General features: G+C 63.9%; 14 protein-coding genes. 4 read left to right on the forward strand and 10 right to left on the reverse strand.

What is annotated here, in order from left to right:
- Positions 1 to 76: 76 nt before the first annotated feature.
- The 8 genes from ACRVY7_RS16955 to ACRVY7_RS16990 form a co-directional block, all read right to left on the reverse strand.
- Positions 77 to 1,591, reverse strand: a complete 1,515-nt coding sequence (locus ACRVY7_RS16955; protein WP_431818238.1) for an ATP-dependent DNA ligase — start codon at positions 1,589 to 1,591, stop codon at positions 77 to 79.
- Complete coding sequence (locus tag ACRVY7_RS16960) at positions 1,588 to 3,381, reverse strand: SulP family inorganic anion transporter (RefSeq protein WP_431817893.1); 1,794 nt, start codon at positions 3,379 to 3,381, stop codon at positions 1,588 to 1,590. The genes ACRVY7_RS16955 and ACRVY7_RS16960 overlap by 4 nt, the downstream gene beginning before the upstream one ends.
- A gap of 55 nt (positions 3,382 to 3,436) precedes the next feature.
- Positions 3,437 to 3,895, reverse strand: a complete 459-nt coding sequence (locus ACRVY7_RS16965) for a DoxX family protein (protein WP_431817894.1) — start codon at positions 3,893 to 3,895, stop codon at positions 3,437 to 3,439.
- A 125-nt stretch (positions 3,896 to 4,020) separates the two neighbouring features.
- Positions 4,021 to 5,310, reverse strand: a complete 1,290-nt coding sequence (locus ACRVY7_RS16970; protein ID WP_331710811.1) for an MFS transporter — start codon at positions 5,308 to 5,310, stop codon at positions 4,021 to 4,023.
- A gap of 205 nt (positions 5,311 to 5,515) precedes the next feature.
- Positions 5,516 to 6,145 carry an MBL fold metallo-hydrolase gene (locus ACRVY7_RS16975; protein WP_431817895.1) on the reverse strand — a complete coding sequence of 210 codons (630 nt, stop codon included), beginning with the start codon at positions 6,143 to 6,145 and terminating at the stop codon, positions 5,516 to 5,518.
- Positions 6,142 to 7,236 (reverse strand): S-(hydroxymethyl)mycothiol dehydrogenase, encoded by a 1,095-nt coding sequence (locus ACRVY7_RS16980; protein ID WP_267625661.1) that lies wholly within the window; start codon positions 7,234 to 7,236, stop codon positions 6,142 to 6,144. Before ACRVY7_RS16980 ends, ACRVY7_RS16975 begins: the two co-directional genes overlap by 4 nt.
- A gap of 128 nt (positions 7,237 to 7,364) precedes the next feature.
- Positions 7,365 to 8,570, reverse strand: a complete 1,206-nt coding sequence (gene acmB, locus ACRVY7_RS16985; RefSeq protein WP_431817896.1) for a methyl acetate hydrolase AcmB — start codon at positions 8,568 to 8,570, stop codon at positions 7,365 to 7,367.
- Positions 8,571 to 8,616: 46 nt separating this feature from the next.
- Entirely contained in the window at positions 8,617 to 10,218 is a 1,602-nt protein-coding gene (locus ACRVY7_RS16990; RefSeq protein ID WP_431817897.1) for a flavin-containing monooxygenase, read from the reverse strand.
- Between the two features lie 191 nt (positions 10,219 to 10,409).
- Between ACRVY7_RS16990 and ACRVY7_RS16995 the strand changes: the two genes are divergently transcribed.
- Complete coding sequence (locus ACRVY7_RS16995; protein ID WP_431817898.1) at positions 10,410 to 12,185, forward strand: sigma-54-dependent Fis family transcriptional regulator; 1,776 nt, start codon at positions 10,410 to 10,412, stop codon at positions 12,183 to 12,185.
- Positions 12,186 to 12,359: 174 nt separating this feature from the next.
- Here the strand turns inward: ACRVY7_RS16995 and ACRVY7_RS17000 are convergent, their stop codons facing one another.
- Both ACRVY7_RS17000 and ACRVY7_RS17005 read right to left on the reverse strand, forming a co-directional pair.
- Complete coding sequence (locus ACRVY7_RS17000) at positions 12,360 to 13,655, reverse strand: helix-turn-helix transcriptional regulator (RefSeq protein WP_431817899.1); 1,296 nt, start codon at positions 13,653 to 13,655, stop codon at positions 12,360 to 12,362.
- 10 nt (positions 13,656 to 13,665) lie between these two features.
- A complete protein-coding gene (locus ACRVY7_RS17005) occupies positions 13,666 to 14,721 on the reverse strand; it encodes an alcohol dehydrogenase catalytic domain-containing protein (RefSeq protein WP_049699093.1) in 1,056 nt (351 codons plus the stop codon).
- A 248-nt stretch (positions 14,722 to 14,969) separates the two neighbouring features.
- On the opposite strand from ACRVY7_RS17005, the gene ACRVY7_RS17010 reads away from it, so the two are divergent.
- From ACRVY7_RS17010 to ACRVY7_RS17020, 3 genes are read left to right on the forward strand one after another with little or no spacing between them, the layout of a single operon-like run.
- Positions 14,970 to 15,461, forward strand: coding sequence for a hypothetical protein (locus tag ACRVY7_RS17010; RefSeq protein ID WP_431817900.1), 492 nt, complete (start codon positions 14,970 to 14,972; stop codon positions 15,459 to 15,461).
- A gap of 8 nt (positions 15,462 to 15,469) precedes the next feature.
- The gene (locus ACRVY7_RS17015) at positions 15,470 to 15,820 is read left to right on the forward strand and encodes a hypothetical protein (protein ID WP_431817901.1); all 351 of its coding nucleotides are present in this window, start codon (positions 15,470 to 15,472) and stop codon (positions 15,818 to 15,820) included.
- On the forward strand, positions 15,813 to 16,190 hold the full coding sequence (locus ACRVY7_RS17020; protein WP_431817902.1) for a hypothetical protein: 378 nt from the start codon (positions 15,813 to 15,815) through the stop codon (positions 16,188 to 16,190). The genes ACRVY7_RS17015 and ACRVY7_RS17020 overlap by 8 nt, the downstream gene beginning before the upstream one ends.
- The last annotated feature ends 2 nt before the right edge of the window (positions 16,191 to 16,192 follow it).

The following is a 16,192-nucleotide window of genomic DNA, read 5'->3' on the forward strand; positions in this document are numbered from 1 at the left end:
GTTGGCTCGACCAGCGGGGTTACCTCGACCGGCGAGGTGCGGCTCGACCAGCGAGGGGTGGCTCGACCAGCACCCCCTACGGCAGCAGCCCGCGGACGGCGTCGATGGTGTCGGCGTCGGGGGCGGTCCTGTCGGGCCGATACCGCAGCACCCGGGCGAACCGCAGGGCAACCCCGCCCGGATACCGGGTACTGCGCTGCACACCGTCGAGTTCGATCTCCACGACTATCTCCGGCCGCAGGAACACCGCCCACTCCGTACGCGACTCCTCGTACTTGGGGAACTCCTCTGTCTGCCAACGCAATAGCTCATCGGTCAGGCCCTTGAACGTCTTGCCGACCATCACCGGCGGCCCGCCGTCGGGGTCGCGTGCGCCCAGGTGCAGATTCGATAGCCAGCCGCGTCGACGCCCCGATCCCCACTCGGCGGCGAGTACTACTAGATCAAGAGTGTGCACCGGTTTGACCTTCTGCCACGTCCGGCCACGACGGCCAGCCGCGTACACACCGCTGCGCGACTTGACCATGACCCCTTCGTGGCCTTCCGCGATGGCCTCGGCGAATTGTGCTTGTGCCGCTTCGACATCGGGGTCGACCACAGACGGAATGCGGAGACCCGGCGCCACCGAGTCCAGCGCTTCGAGTCGTTCCGACAGCGGCAGGTCGATCAGATCGCGGCCGTCGAGATGCAGGCAGTCGAAGAAGAACGGTTGCAGCAGTCGAGGGTTCGCCTCGTCCGCGGCAGATCCGAACCTGCTCATGGTCTCCTGGAACGGCCGCGGACGGCCGTCGTCGCTGAGCATCAGCGTTTCACCGTCGAGAATGACCGTCTCACAGGGCAACCCGAGCACAACCTCGACAAGGTCGGGCACCCTATCGGTCACGTCCCGCAACGTGCGGGTGAACACCCGCACGTCACCGCCGTTACGGTGCACCTGAATTCGTGCTCCGTCGAGTTTGAAGTCGACGACGACGTCGGGGCCGAGGTCGGCAAGCGCGCTCGGCAGGTCGTCGGCGGGAGTCGCAAGCATCGGTGCGATCGCGCGTCCGACCTGTAACCGCACTCCACGCAACGCCTCATCGCCGCCATGTGCGGCCAATACCGCTGTCTCCGATAGTGATCCGGTCAGCATGTGCGCGCGTCGCACCGAATCGACGGGTTGACCCGTCGCTTGCGCCACCGCGTCGACCATCAGCCCCGCCAACGATCCCTGCCGCAATTCACCGGTCAGCAACCGCCTCAAGAAGTCCTGTTCGGGCGGCGTCGAGTTCGCGAAAAGCCCTGTCAACACGCTGTTTCTGACTGCTGTCGACCCCGCTCCCCTGGCCGCGGCGAGCTGCTCGAACGCGTCGTCGACATCGATCACCTCGAGCTGCGACTCCTCGGCCCCGTCCACATCGAGGTTCACCAGCGACCGCCAGCCGACCCCCAGCTTGCCCTGCGGCACCTCGCCGGAGAGCCATGTGACCACGATGGGTAGTTCATCCTTCGACGCGGCACCAAGGAGCACAACCAACTCGGCTGTTTTGAGCTTGCGTGACCGAGTCGCAGCCATCTGCGCCGACGCTTCCACGACCTGCCCGAGTTTCACGACTCCTGCTTCCATGCATCCGGCGATACATCCGACGAGCCCTCCGACCGTGCCGCTTCTACCGCGTCGGGATACGCCGCCTCGTACGCACGTACCGCGGCGCCGACCGTCGGGTACACGTGGTCGGAGTTCAGCTCCGAGAGCACTCCCTCGTCGGAAAGTGTGTCCCCGAGTTCGGGATCCACGCCAGCGAGGACAAAATGAGCATTCCGCTTGTGCACGAAGGTGATCAGATCCTTCAGCATGACCGAGGCCGTGTAATCGACGTCGCCGATCACTGTGCAGTCGAGTATCAGCCAACGCACCGGGTGGGGTGCCGCCCGAACCAGCGCGGCCACCTCATCGGAGAAGCGACTGGCGTTGGCGTAGAACAGATCCGCGTCGTAGCGGAACACGATGAGTCCTGGCATCGACTCGGCGCCCGGCTTGGCCGACTCGTATCGTCGACGACGCCCGTGGTCGGATACCCCGACCACGAACCGCTCGGGACGATACTGTCTGCGCACTATCGCCAGAAGCGACACACCCATCGCAACGACCACGCCGTTCTGCACGCCGAGAACCAGCACCACCACTGCGGTCAGGAGGGCAATGGTGAAGTCGTACTTCGACACCCGCCACATCCGACGGAACTGGTCGATGTCGATCAGCCGCACCGCCACCACCGCGACAATCGCGGACAGCACGGCGTGTGGCATGTAGGCGAGCGCACCGTCGAAAAAGACCACGACGATCAGCGCGATAAGCGCCATCGTGATGTTGGCGACCTGGGTCCGACCATGTTCGGATTCGAGCAGTTCGGTTTTGGTGGGGCTGCCGTTGACCACGAATGTCGACGAGAACCCTGCCACGATGTTGGCCGCAGACAGTCCGACGATGTCGCGATTGACGTCGGCGTTCTCTCCGTGACGCTGCGCGAAACTTCGTGCTGTGGCCGCACTTTGGGCGAGAATGACCACCGCGCAGCCGATCGCAACCGTCGCGGCCTTCGGTATGTCGCGCCACGTGACGTAGTCGGGAAGTCCGAATTCGGGAAAACCGCCGTGCAACTCGCCGATCACCGGCACATCATCGGACCAGTTGAAGGCGTATACCAGCACGATCGACGCCACCACAACGATGACCGGCATCGGAAGGCGGGGCACCCACCGCTTGCCTACGATCAGCAACGCCAGCGTCGCAACGGCGAACGCCACCGCGGTCCATCGAATGGAGCCGAGTTCGCGCGCAAGGTGTTCCCAACGCTCCCATATCCGACCATCGCTACCGGAGATCCCGAGCATGCCGGGAATCTGCCCGGTCAGCACACTGATCCCGGTGCCTGCGAGGAAGCCGACGAGCACAGCGGTGGAGAGGAAGTCGCCGAGAAACCCAAGTCGCGCGATCCTGGCCACTGCCAGCATCAGTCCCGTCACGATTGCGATCAATGACGCGAAACCCAACCACTCCGCCGAGTTCGGTTGCAGGCCTGCGACTCCGATGCCCGCGATGCCCGATCCGATGATCGCCGCGGTCGCCGAGTCGGCACCGGTCACCATGAGCCGTGACGCACCCAGAACAGCGAACACGATTGTCGGAAGGATGATGGTATAGATTCCCGCAACCACCGGAACGTGGGCAATTGTGCTGTAGCCCATCGATTCCGGAATGGCGACGGCCGCGAGCGTGATGCCCGCAAGGACGTCCGCCCGCAACCACCCGCGCTGGTAACCACGGAACGCGGGTGGCAGCAAGCGTTGCAGCGACGTCGAGGACGCGCGCTCCGATCCGGCGGCCCGCGTCGGGCTCACTGCCGTTCGCCCGGGCTCAGCGGTTCCCTCACTCCGCTGACGTTACCCGCGTTGATCAGGCAGCGGTGCGCACTGCCGAGTCTTGTGATGCTGCGGCGTCGGACTGTTCCGCGCGCTTACGCACAAGTACGTTCTCCAGTGCCGGACGTCCCGAGCCGATGAAGACCAACAGGAACAATGCCCAGCAGTACAGCGCGGCCGAGTCGCCCTCGTTCGCGATGGGCAGCAGACCGTCGCCCTGGTGCTTCCAGAAATAGGCGACGGCCATCGCACCGGAACCGATGAACGCAGCGACGCGCGTGCCGAGTCCGAGCATGACCAGCATGCCGCCGACCAGCTCTATCGCAGCCGCCCACCACGACGGCCACGCTCCGAACGCCGCGGTCTCGCCGCCGTACGGCGCGACCGGCCATCCGAACAGCGTCGACGCGCCGTGACAGAAGAACAGGAAGCCGATGACGATACGAAATAGGCCGATCGCCCATGGCGCGACCTTCTCAAGTGAGGTAAGCATTGCCTAACTATGAGGGTCTGGTTCCCGCATCGCAACCCCAGAAACCCGATTCCGAGGGAATCGCGCTTGAAGTTCGACGCCCAGACTTTCGACGCCCAGACTTTCGACGCTCAGACGCCTTGCACTCAGACTTCCGACAAGTCCACCGACCGCGTCTCCTGGACCGACCACAACGCCAGCAGCGTCAGCACTCCTGCCACCGCGAGGTAAACCCCAACCCACGCCACACCGAAGTCGGCAACCAACCACGTCGCGATGAACGGCGCAACGGCAGCGCCGAGGATCGACGCGACGTTGTAGGCGATCCCAGATCCCGTGTAGCGCACGTTCGTCGGGAACAACTCCGGCAGGATCGCGCTCATCGGCCCGAAGGTCAGTCCCATCAGCGCCATACCCAGGATGAGGAAGCCCAGCATCACGCCGTCGGTCACCGACGACGGGTTGAGCAGCCACCCGAAGCACAGACCGAAGATGACGATCGCACCGGTGATGACCAGAAGCACCACACGTCGGCCATACCGGTCGGCGAGCCATCCCGAGAGCGGGACGCACGCTGCGAAGAACAGCACCGAAATAAGCTGCAGCCCAAGGAAGTCGACGTAACTGATGGAGAGCTTGACGCCCGACGCGTCGGTCACCTTGCCGGTTCCGTACGACGTCGTCCATGTGGTCACGATGTAGAAGAGCGTGTACGTGGCCAGCATGATGAACGTGCCGGCGATCAGCGGGCGCCAACTGGTCTTGACGACCTCGGCCAAAGGTGCGCGCACCTTCTTACCCTCTTCGACAGCCTTGGCGAACACGGGCGTCTCGGTGAGCTTCAACCGCACGTAGAGCCCGATGACCACCATGATTGCGCTTGCCAGGAACGGAATTCGCCAACCCCAGGTCAGGAATGCGTGGTTGGTCGCAGCGCTCTTGGCGTCGAAGTCCATTCCGAGCATCAGCAGCAGGAAGATGCCGTTGGCGAAGAAGAAGCCGATCGGCGCACCGAGCTGCGGCCACATCGCCGCCCAGGCGCGTTTGCCCTTCTCTGCGGTCTCGGTGGCCAACAGCGCGGCCCCCGACCATTCGCCGCCGAGTCCGAGACCCTGGCAGAACCGCAGCAGCGCGAGCAGAGCCGGTGCGGCATAACCGATCTGGGAGAAGGTCGGCAGCAACCCGATCGCGAAGGTGGCGATACCCATCGTGAGTAGCGAACCGACCAGGGTCGCCTTGCGCCCCACGCGATCTCCGAAGTGTCCGAACAACACCGATCCGATCGGCCGCGCGACAAATGCGAGGCCGAACGTCGCGAACGACGAGAGTAGCGCGGCGGTGTCGTTGCCCTTCGGGAAGAACAGCGTCGGAAACACGAGGACGGCTGCCGTCGCATAGATGTAGAAGTCGAAGAATTCGATACTGGTGCCGACCATCGATGCGATGACGATGCGGCTACGCGGAACTGCGGGTCGAGCGGGATCGACGGGAGCAGAACCCGTTGAAGGGACAGTGGCTTCACTCACCGCGGAGAGGTTACGCGCCCGCCCATCGGGATCTTCGCAGGTGGGTAGGTTTTCGGGGCACCAGGCCGTGTTTCCGAGCTCACATGGAGACTCGGAAACACGGCACTGGGCACACTCAGCTACCCCGCTTGATCCATTCTTCGAGATGCGGCGCCTCGGCGCCGACCGTCGTGCCGTCTCCGTGCCCGGTGTAGACCTTGGTCTCCGGGTCGAGCACGAAGATCTTTTCCTTGATGGACTCGATGATCTTCGGGAAGCTCGAGAACGACCGTCCCGTCGCTCCCGGTCCGCCCTGGAACAACGTGTCGCCACTGAACAACACACCGAGCTCTGGCGCGTAGATCACCGACGAGCCCGGCGAATGCCCCGGCGTGTTGATGACCTTCAACGACGTTCCCGCGACGTCGATTTCCTGCCCGTCGTCGAGGTTGCCGGGCGTCACGTCGGGGTGCGTTTCTTTCCACAGCATGGTGTCGCCGGGGTGCAGCAGGATGGGCGCGCCGGTCTCGTTCGACAACTCCGGGGCCACGGTGATGTGGTCGTTGTGGCCGTGTGTCAGCACGATCGCCTTCACCGTCCGGTCGCCGACAGCGTCGAGGATCGGCTTTGCGCTGTGCGCGGCGTCGATGATGACGACCTCACTGTCGTCGCCGACGATCCAGACGTTGTTGTCGACGTCCCACGTTCCGCCGTCGAGCGAGAAGGTGCCGGACGTGACGACGTTGTCGATGCTCGCGTTGCTCATGACTTCAGCTCTACCACCGAGCGAAGCACCTTGCCGCCCTTCATCGCCTCGAACGCTGCCTCGACATCGCCGAGTCCGACGCGCTCGGTGACGAACTTGTCGAGCGGGAGTCGACCCTGCTCATAGAGGTCGATGAGCATCGGGAAGTCGCGCTCGGGCAGGCAATCGCCGTACCACGACGACTTGAGCGATCCGCCGCGCGAGAAGAAGTCGACGAGCGGCATCTCGAGCTTCATCTCGGGTGTCGGAACACCAACGAGCACAACGGTTCCGGCGAGGTCGCGGGCGTAGAAGGCTTCCTTCCACGTTTCCGGTCGCCCGACGGCGTCGACGACGACGTCAACCCCGTTGCCGTCGGTGAGGTCCTGGACGGCTGTCACGACGTCGTCGACTTCTGCGCCGTTGATGGTGTGGGTTGCGCCGAGTTCGGTTGCCCACTGCAGTTTTGCCGGATCGCGGTCGATCGCGATGATCTTGGTGGCACCGGCCAGGCGCGCACCGGCGATCGCGGCGTCACCGACGCCACCGCAACCGATGACGGCGACGGAGTCTCCGCGTCCGACGTTGCCGGTGTTCATCGCAGCGCCGAGGCCGGCCATCACGCCGCAGCCGAGCAGGCCGGCCACCGCGGGATCGGTCTCGGGATTGACCTTGGTGCACTGCCCCTCGTGAACGAGGGTCTTCTCAATGAACGCGCCGATACCCAGCGCAGCCGTCAGTTCGGTCCCGTCGGTGAGCGTCATCGACTTCGACGCGTTGTGGGTGTCGAAGCAGTACCAGGGCTTCCCGCGCTTGCACGCCCGACACTCACCACACACCGCACGCCAGTTCAGGACGACGAAATCGCCGACCTCGACGTGAGTGACATCCGAACCGATCGCCTCGACGACGCCCGCAGCCTCGTGCCCGAGGAGGAACGGATACTCGTCGTTGATGCCGCCCTCTTTGTAGGCGAGATCTGTATGGCAGACACCGCACGCCTGGATATCCACGACGACGTCGTTGGGCCCGGGGTCGGGCACCACCACGTCGACGAGTTCCGTTGGCGCGCCCTTGCTACGCGAGATGACTCCCTTGACCGTCTGCGACATTCCGCTTTCAACCTCTCGATGGTGAGAACCTTGTACTCAACACAGTCTTGTGGCATGGCACGAGACATGCATCCGTCCGAATGGATGGTTCTACCTGGTCGAAAGTACAGGAATGCCGTTCGACGGCCCTAGTGGTCCAGCGACCGGTACAGCGCGGTCTCGAAGTCCATGTACTTCGTGAACGACGTCGGATCACCGAACGGCAGTATCTGCGTCGCCCAGAAGCCGCCGTAGCCGTTCTCTCGATCGATCCAGTAGAAGAGGTTCGCAAGGCCTGCCCAGCCCAGCGCCCCAGCAGGTCGACCTGTGGGTGCCTCTTCGTTGTTGATCATGAACGGCAACGACCACGACTTCGATTGGCCCGGAAAGAATTCCGCGTCGTTGGACAATGACGGGATCACGCCGGGCAGCATGGTCACCGGTAGATCGCCGAGGTGGTTCTGAACCGCCATCTCGACGGTCTCCTGCTTGAGCACACGGCCGTGTTCACCGGCTCCGTCGTTGAGCCACATCCGGATGAACCTCATGTAGTCACCGACGGTGCCATACAGCCCGTGCCCACCGAAATCGACCTCCGGTGGCGTCGGCAACTCGAAGTCCATCGGTGTCAACGTGCCGTCGGCGTTGCGCGCATGCATCTCCGCGAGCCGCGAGCGGAAGTCCTCTCGCAGAACGAAACTCATGTTCTGGATACCCAGGGGCTGGAAGATCCGTTCCTCGAATACCTCGCCCAGTCGCTTACCGCGAAGGCGCTCGACGACCTGCCCGACCCAGTCGAGGTTGGTGCCGTATTGCCACCGCTCGCCCGGATCGAAGAGCAGAGGCGTCGTGAGTGCGGCTTTCGTCGCGGTGATGACGCTGGGCTGACCTTGTTCGTCGGCCAGTCGGGAGTAGACCTCGTCGAAGAAGTCGTACCCGAAACCTCCTGTGTGCGTGAGAAGTTGGCGCGTCGTCGGAATCGACCTCGGCGCGCGCAGCTGTGGCGCACCGTCGTCGCCGAAGCCCTCGATCACCTGCAATTCGCCGATCTCGGGCGCGTACTCGGATGCGGGAGCGTCGAGGTCGAGTGCGCCCTCTTCGACGAGCTGCAATGCCGCGGTCGCGGTGATCGCCTTCGTGGTCGAGAAGAGGGCGAAGACGTCGTTGGTGGTGATCGCGGCGTCGCCGTCGATTCGACGCTTGCCTGCGGCACCCTCGTAGATGTTGCCGTTCCGATCCGTCACCATCGCCACCACGCCCGCCACGGGCATGTCTGCGTCGACTGCTGATTTCAGAATGGCGTCGTCCGACCGCTTGAGTACACCACGGTCAACTCCAGTGACTGAACTTGTCATCTCATCTGTCCTTTCGATGAATCTCTCTGTTTAACAACACTTTTCGTCATGACAGGGAGAACCCCTTGTAGCCTGCTGCTGCGGCCTCCAATGTCGCGGCACGGTATGCCCCGACCCCGCCGACGTACGAGAGAACGCGGCGCGGCTTGCCCGGGACGTTCGAGCCGACGTACCAGGAGTTCGTCTTGGAGATGAGGTTGGCGTCTGCCAGTTCGTCGTGGTGGGCCACCCACGCGTCCTGCCCCTCTTCAGTGGGCTCGATGACCGACTTGCCGTTGGCACGCATGTGCCGGATCGCATCACTGATCCATTCGGTCTGCTGCTGCAGACAGGTCGTCATGTTGCACAACGCGGCCGATGGCGCCAGCGGCGCGCCGGTGGTCAGCAGATTCGGATAGCCGTGCACCATCAGGCCCATGGTGGTGCGGATGTCACGGCCCCAGTCCTCACGGAGGGAACGTCCGTCACGTCCACGAATGTCGATCCGCGTCAGTGCGCCTGTGCCTGCATCGAAACCGGTCGCCATGACGATCACGTCGAGTTCGTGGAGTGATCCATCCTCGAGCACGATTCCCTCGGGGACAATCCTCGCGATCGGATTGTTCTTGACGGGCACCGCCTGAACGTTGTCGCGGTGATACACCTCGAGATAGCCGGACTCCAACGGAACGCGGTGGGTACCGAAACCGTAGTCGGAGGGGATCAGCAGCTCGCACAGCTCCGGGTCCTGCAGTCGAGCGCGCATCTTCTCGCGCACGAACTCCGAGACCTCCTCACTGACCTCCTCGTCGGAGAAGATCTCGGCGAAGGACGCCAACCAGAGTTTCAACGACCCGTTCTCGTAGTCGGCTTCCAGACGTGCTCGACGCTGCTCGGGCGTGAGATCGGCCCAGGCGACGGTGAAGTCGTACTCGAAACCCGTGAACGTGTTCGGCAGGTTCTCCCTCAGCTCGTCGAAGCGCGACTTGTACGCAGCGACATCGTCGGGACCGTAGCTGGGGTTCTTCATCGGCAGCGCGTACTGCGGCGTTCTGATGAACACCTTCAGTTGGTCGACCTGATCGGCGATCGTCTGGATGACCTGGATGCCCGTCGCTCCGTTGCCGATGACGCCGACCCGCTTGCCCGACAGGTCGACGCCGTCACGCGGCCAACGCGCGGTGTGGAAGATCTCGCCGGCGAAGTCGCTCTGTCCCGGGAAGAGGTCGGCCATCGGCGCCGAGAGCATTCCGCAGCATGTGACGAGGTATTGGGTGTCGATGGTCTCGCCACTGTCGGTGGTCACGGTCCAGCGGTTGGTGTCGTCGTCGAATACGGCGCTCGTGATCGTGGTGTCGAACGAGATGTCGCGCCGAAGGTCGAGCGTATCCGCGACATAGTTAAGCCACTCCTCGATCTCGCTCTGGCCGGGGAATCGGCTACTCCAGCTCCAGCCTTTGTAGAGGTCCTCGTCGAATAGGTACTGGTAGATGTAGGCCTCCGAATCGAACTTCGCGCCGGGGTAGCGATTCCAGTACCACGTCCCGCCGACACCGGACGCGGTGTCGAAGGCCCGAACGTCGAGGCCCTGTTCGCGCAGCTGATGCAGTTGGTAGAGACCGGCCACGCCGGCTCCGATCACCACAGCGTCGAGCGTCTTGTCTGACATCGTGCTCCTCCATTGATGTGATTGTGGTCACGTAGTGGAGAATGTTTGTGCTGTCTCACAAATCTGAGGTGTCCCAAATTGGGACAGCAATCCTGTCCGATCGGTGGTGGCCGCAGGGGCGTCGACCAATGAATAATCGGCTGTGCCGTGCGTCACACTGGTGCACCTCAGGGCAGGAAGGAGTCGTCGACGTGCGTGACAGGCGGGACGAGCAACTCCGTATCGCTGCTGCTCGCGCCGATTTTCTGGAGTACGGACCGCAGGGAGCCGCTGGCGTCGGCGACGTCGTGGCGGCGTCCTGGTCGAGGAGCGCTTCCGCTGGACTCGATGCCGACAAGTACACGGTCGCCTTCCACGACGACATCGACTTCGACTCGCGTCTCGCACGCTGCGCCCGACCGGTACTCGAGCGACTCACCGGCGACATGTCCGACGTTCCCGTCACCATCGCTCTCACCGATGCCCAGGCCAGGATCGTCGACCGCCGCGATTGTTCGACGGCGGTCGGGCGAGTCCTCGACCGCGTGGACTTCGACCGGGGGTACTCGTTCGAGGAGAGCACCATCGGGACCAACGGGGTGGGAACGGTGTTCGAAGTGGGTGCGCCGGTGAGCGTCGTCGGTTCCGAACACTTCAACCAGTCGCTCGTTCAGTTCGCGTGCACAGGTGCGCCCATTCTCGATCCGCTGACCGGGCGGGTTGCCGGGGTTCTCGACGCAAGCATGTTGGCAGAGAGTTGGAACAGCCTTGTTGATGCTCTGGTGCGCTCGGCAGCAACCGACATCAGTCGCAACCTCCTCCTCGACCGGAGCCAGGACACGCGCGCGGTATTCGAAACGTATCTTCGTGCCTCCGCGCGACCGGGTCGCGCTGTGATCGCCTTGGGTGAGACCGTGATGGCGAACGAGGCCGCACGGTCGCTGCTGAACCCCGACGAGCAGGCGATCATCGGCCAGTACGCCGAGTACCTCATGTCCAAACACGACAACGCCCTGCACACAGTCACGCTCGACAGCGGGCGGCAGATTCGAATGCGGACCAAACACATCACAAGCCGGGGTGATGTCGTTGGCGTGGTGGCTGTACTCGACGAGGATCGGTTCGGCCATCGCGGGGCCGACGAGACCGACTCCCGGATTGCATCATTGCCGACGATCTCCGCGGGCGGCATGCGCAGTCCCAGCTGGATCTCGGCGTACAACGAGGTCGCACACTCGCTCACGCGAAACACCAGCGTGATCGTCCTGGGCGAGCCGGGAAGCGGGCGCCTCTCGATTCTCACCGACGCATTCCGCATCGAGAGCCCCGCGGCCCCAATCGTTGTCATCGACGCAGCGGACCCCCGACAGACCACGCAGACCACGTCCCCGCCAACTCCTGCTGATGGTCGCGGCCTCCTGGTCCTGCGACACATCGACAGCCTTCCCGCACAGGTTCCACAGGAGTTGCGATCCGTCATCGACGACGCAGTGGCCACCGGATATATTCTCGCCGCGACCTCGTCGTCGCGCCCTTCGACGACGGCCACGACCTACGGCGGGCTGGTCGCACGATTCGACCATTCGGTCACATTGCCTCCCCTGCGGCTTCGTGGGCCAGACCTGCAACTCCTGGTCGAACGCATCTTGAAGTCGATTGCACCGCAACGTAATACCCGGATCAGCCCGCAGGCCATGCGCGTCATCTCGGCCTACTCGTGGCCGCAGAACCTGGCACAACTACACACAGCGCTCGAGTCCGCGCTTCATCGTCGTCCTGTCGGAGAAATACAACCCGAGGACCTCCCCGGCTTCTGCCGAACCACCGCCCACCGGGTGCTCACCACCCTGGAGATCGCCGAGCGCGACGCCATCGTCCGTGTGCTCGGAGAGTGCGGCGGCAACCGAGCCCGCGCCGCGCAAGTGCTGGGCATGTCGCGCAGCTCGATCTACCGCAAGATCCACACCTACGGCATCACCGGGGTGTGAGCAGCCCACCGCCGATCGACCCCCACCCGCTGATCGAGCCCCCCAACCGCTGGTCGACCCCCACTGCCGATCGAACGCCCCCACCGCCGATCGAGCCCCAACCGCTGATCGAGCCTGTCGAGATCACCCCACCCGCTGATCGAGCGCCCCACCCGCTGATCGAGCTTGTCGAGATCACCCCGCCGTGATCCCCGCGCCCGCGGCGAGCAGCCCGGCCTCGCCGCGGTTGGACACCTGCAGCTTCTGCAGAATCGCCGCCACGTGGAACTTGATGGTGCTCTCACTCACCCCGAGCTCCGCGGCGATGGCCTTGTTGCGCCGACCGAGCGCTAGATGCCCGAGCACCTCGAGCTCACGCGGATTCAACGACGCGAGCAGATCCTTCTCGGGACGAGAGATATTCGCTTCCAACGGAATTCGAGCGCACACGCGACTACCCCACCCGGCAAGCGACTCGACGTCCAGCGTCCCGTCCACCGCGCGCAACCGTCCCGCGAGCTGTCGCGACAACGCATCGCCGTCGAGTTCACCCCGACCTCGATCGCGCACGTCGACGAGCAGATCGTCACCACTGATCTCCCACGCCACCCGCAACCGCTCGACGGCCGGTTGGGCGGCGACGGCCACGGCGACCGCGCGCACGATGGCTCTCGCGGCGTGCGCAATCTCGCCCGACAGCGTCGCGTCGACCTCCGGCTCCACAAACTCGACGTCAGCGTCGAGGTCGCGTAGCACCGGTTCGAGTTCGGCGCGGAGCCGTCGGAAGGCAACGCCGATCTGTTCGGTCGCAAGCGCACGATCGGTATCACCGACCGACCGCAACGCAATCAACGCGGTTGACGCCGTCTCCGCCGCGAGCGTGCGTGCGACCCCGTCATCGAGGTCGCGCGATCGCAGCGTCCCGAGAATCGACGACAACGTGTCCTCGTGTGTCTCGGTCAGTTGGGTGATCGTCCGAGCCCGTTCGGTCGACGCCGCGCGCGACTCGGCCAGATAGTCGGGGCTTGCTTGCGCCACCTGCTGTCGAATCGACGTCGCCACCAGCGCGAACCAAGCGGTCAGCAATTCGTCGACATTCTCCGTCCGCGACTTCACCGACCTGGGTACCAGGACCAACAACGTGTCGGTGGGATCGCGGACCACGAGCACCTTTCGCCGCGATCCGCCGACGACCACCTGCCCGCGCAGAGTGCCGCCTCGCTCAACCGACTCCTTGATCGCGTCGAGTTCGGCGATGGTTACTCGCTCGACAACCGCCGGGGCACCGGCCACCTTGCGCGGGCGGCCGGTGCACTCACGGGTGTAGATGATCAGCGCGTCGTGCGGATGCGCCGACGCCAGGAACTTAGAGAAGCGTTCGGCGATCTGCGGCAACGGACCATCCACCACGGCGGCGAACTGCTGCCACCGGCTTGCCGACAGCGTCGTCGTCACCTCGCCCGAACGTTCGGACAGTCCTTCGCTCGTCACTTCACCATTGTCACCCGTTGCTGATGATCACCTTCAGTGCGTGCTCGTCGGCGGCGTTGGAGAAGGTGTCGTAGGCGCGATCGAACTCGTCGAAGGTGAAGTGATGGGTCACGAACTTCTCGGGCGCGATCTTGCCCTGTTCGATCTCTGTGAGCAGTTCGGGAGCTGTCGTTGCGTTGACCAGGCCGGTCGTCAGGGTCAAGTTGTTGATCCAATCCCGGTCGATCGGGAATTCGACGGGCTTCCCGTGCACACCGACGTTCGCGAGATGCCCGCCGGGACGTAGACAGTCGAGCGAGGTACGGAACGCAGGGCCCAAACCGACCGCCTCGATCGCGACGTCGACACCGAGCCCACCGCGACTGAGTTCCTTGATCTGTTCGACGGTGTTGCCTCCCGCAAGAATGTCGATGGTGTCGGTCGCACCGAAGTCCAGTGAACGCTCGAGACGGAACTTGTTGCCGTCCACCGCGATAACCTTCGACGCTCCGCGCGAGCGAGCAGTCATCACCGACGCGAGCCCCACCGGCCCGGCACCGATCACGGCCACCACGTCGCCTTCCTTCACGGCCCCGTAGAGCACACCGATCTCGAAACCGGTCGGGAGAATGTCACTGAGCATCACGCCCTGCTCGGCCGTGACGTCCGCGGGAAGCGGGATGAGTCCGTTGTCGGCGAACGGAACCCGCACGAACTCCGCCTGCGTGCCGTCGATGAGATGCCCGAAGATCCACCCGATTCCGCCGACCGTCTGGCAGTGCGACGTCATCCCCTGCTTGCAGTATTCGCAGTAGCCACACTTGGTGACGCACGAAATGATGACGCGGTCACCGACTTTGACGCGGGTACATTCCGGCCCCACTTCGGTGACGACCCCGACGCCCTCGTGCCCGAGTACGCGCCCGTCGGTCACCGCTGGTACGTCGCCGGACAGGATGTGTAGATCGGTGCCGCAGATGGTCGTCGTCTCGACGCGCACGATCGCATCGGTCGGGTCCTTCAGAACGGGATCTGGAACGTCCTCCCACGCCTTGCTTCCCGGACCGTGATAGACAAGCGCTTTCATACCTGGCCTCCTTTGGGCCGCACGACGGTGCGGCGTGTCCCCCGGATTCCCCACTCCAGTATGCGATGAACCGCATGAATGGTGGTTGGCTTCGCGAGGGCGATCTCATGTTGAGACGAACAACCTTGGCCTAGATCTGACAAGTGCGCGACGCCGCGGGTTCGGGCGCCTCTAGGTGCTGGCAAGAGTGGGTCTGAAAGGATGTAGCCGACATGGGCGACTTCGGACCGGATCTTCCAACTTCACGCATGAGTGCGAACGCGATCCGCCACACCGTCCTTGAGGGAACACAACATATCTCCAGGTCCTGGTTGCGAGAGAACGCGATTCACGTCCTTCCGCGAGAAGAGATCACAGAGCTTTCCTCGTCAGACGAGTTGCGCTTTCTGGCAAAGGTTTCCGACGACCTCGTCTGCATCACCACCGCAGACATCGGCGAGCAGAGTCAGAACCAGGGAGTTCAGATTCCGGTCGCCCAGGTGAGCGACTGGTTCTGGGATCACGCTCCCTTTGACGTCTTGATCGCATCCCCCGACCTCCACGCGCTACTACTCATCACGGTGGACGAGTACGCGCTGCTCGCCGGATCGCGACAAGCGTTGGCAACTGCGATCGCCCCACAGTCTCTGGACGCGGCACACGCGCAATTCGATGAATATGCCGCAGACATGGCGAGCGCCTCGCGACATCTGAGGGACGTCGCCCAACGCTACGGAAGGCCCGAGAGAGGGCAGAAGTGACCGACCGCATGACGAACACGCCACACGCAGAATTTTCGACGCAGTACGCAGCGGACGTCGAGGCCTTGATACACGAGTGCCGGGACGACTGGGTCGGATTCTCGACGATCACCTCCACGGCCGCGTCGTACGTCCGCGACTTCACGGTCACCGAACCCATCAAGTCACTCAGCCTCAGAATCATCTCCGACATGCTCGACGCGGGAGTCGAAGCAGGCGACCTGACGAACGCCACCGAGCGGGGGTTCGCTCCCTGGCCGCCTCACAAGCAGGCGGTCCTGCAGAAGATCTCCGACGAGTTCGACCACTACCCACACGGACCCGTATCTGGCGAGATCTGCTGGTTCACGAGTGACTGATCACAATGCCACTGACACAACGGGTAGCGACTCCACCTACGCCTCCGAGCTTCACTACCTCGTCGAGTACGCACAAGCGGATTGGGTCGGCTTCTCCCCCATCGTCGGCGCCGCCGCCTCGTTGACCAAGCACGACTACAGCCGCCACAAGCTGAACGCGACGATCCTGCAGTTGGTGTCAGACCTCCTCGACAACGGCGCGCCAGCGGGCGACCTGACCGCCTCAGAGACCACGCCCTTCGCACCGTGGCAACTCCCACGAGATGAAGTCCTGCAACGCATTCGACGCGAAATCGACGAGTTACCGGGCTTCCCCGTCTCGGGAGAGATCTGCTTCTTCACCGTCGTCGAGCCCCGCCGCGAGGCGTAGCA

This window comes from Gordonia jacobaea (assembly GCF_965344965.1).
Lineage (GTDB): Bacteria > Actinomycetota > Actinomycetes > Mycobacteriales > Mycobacteriaceae > Gordonia > Gordonia jacobaea.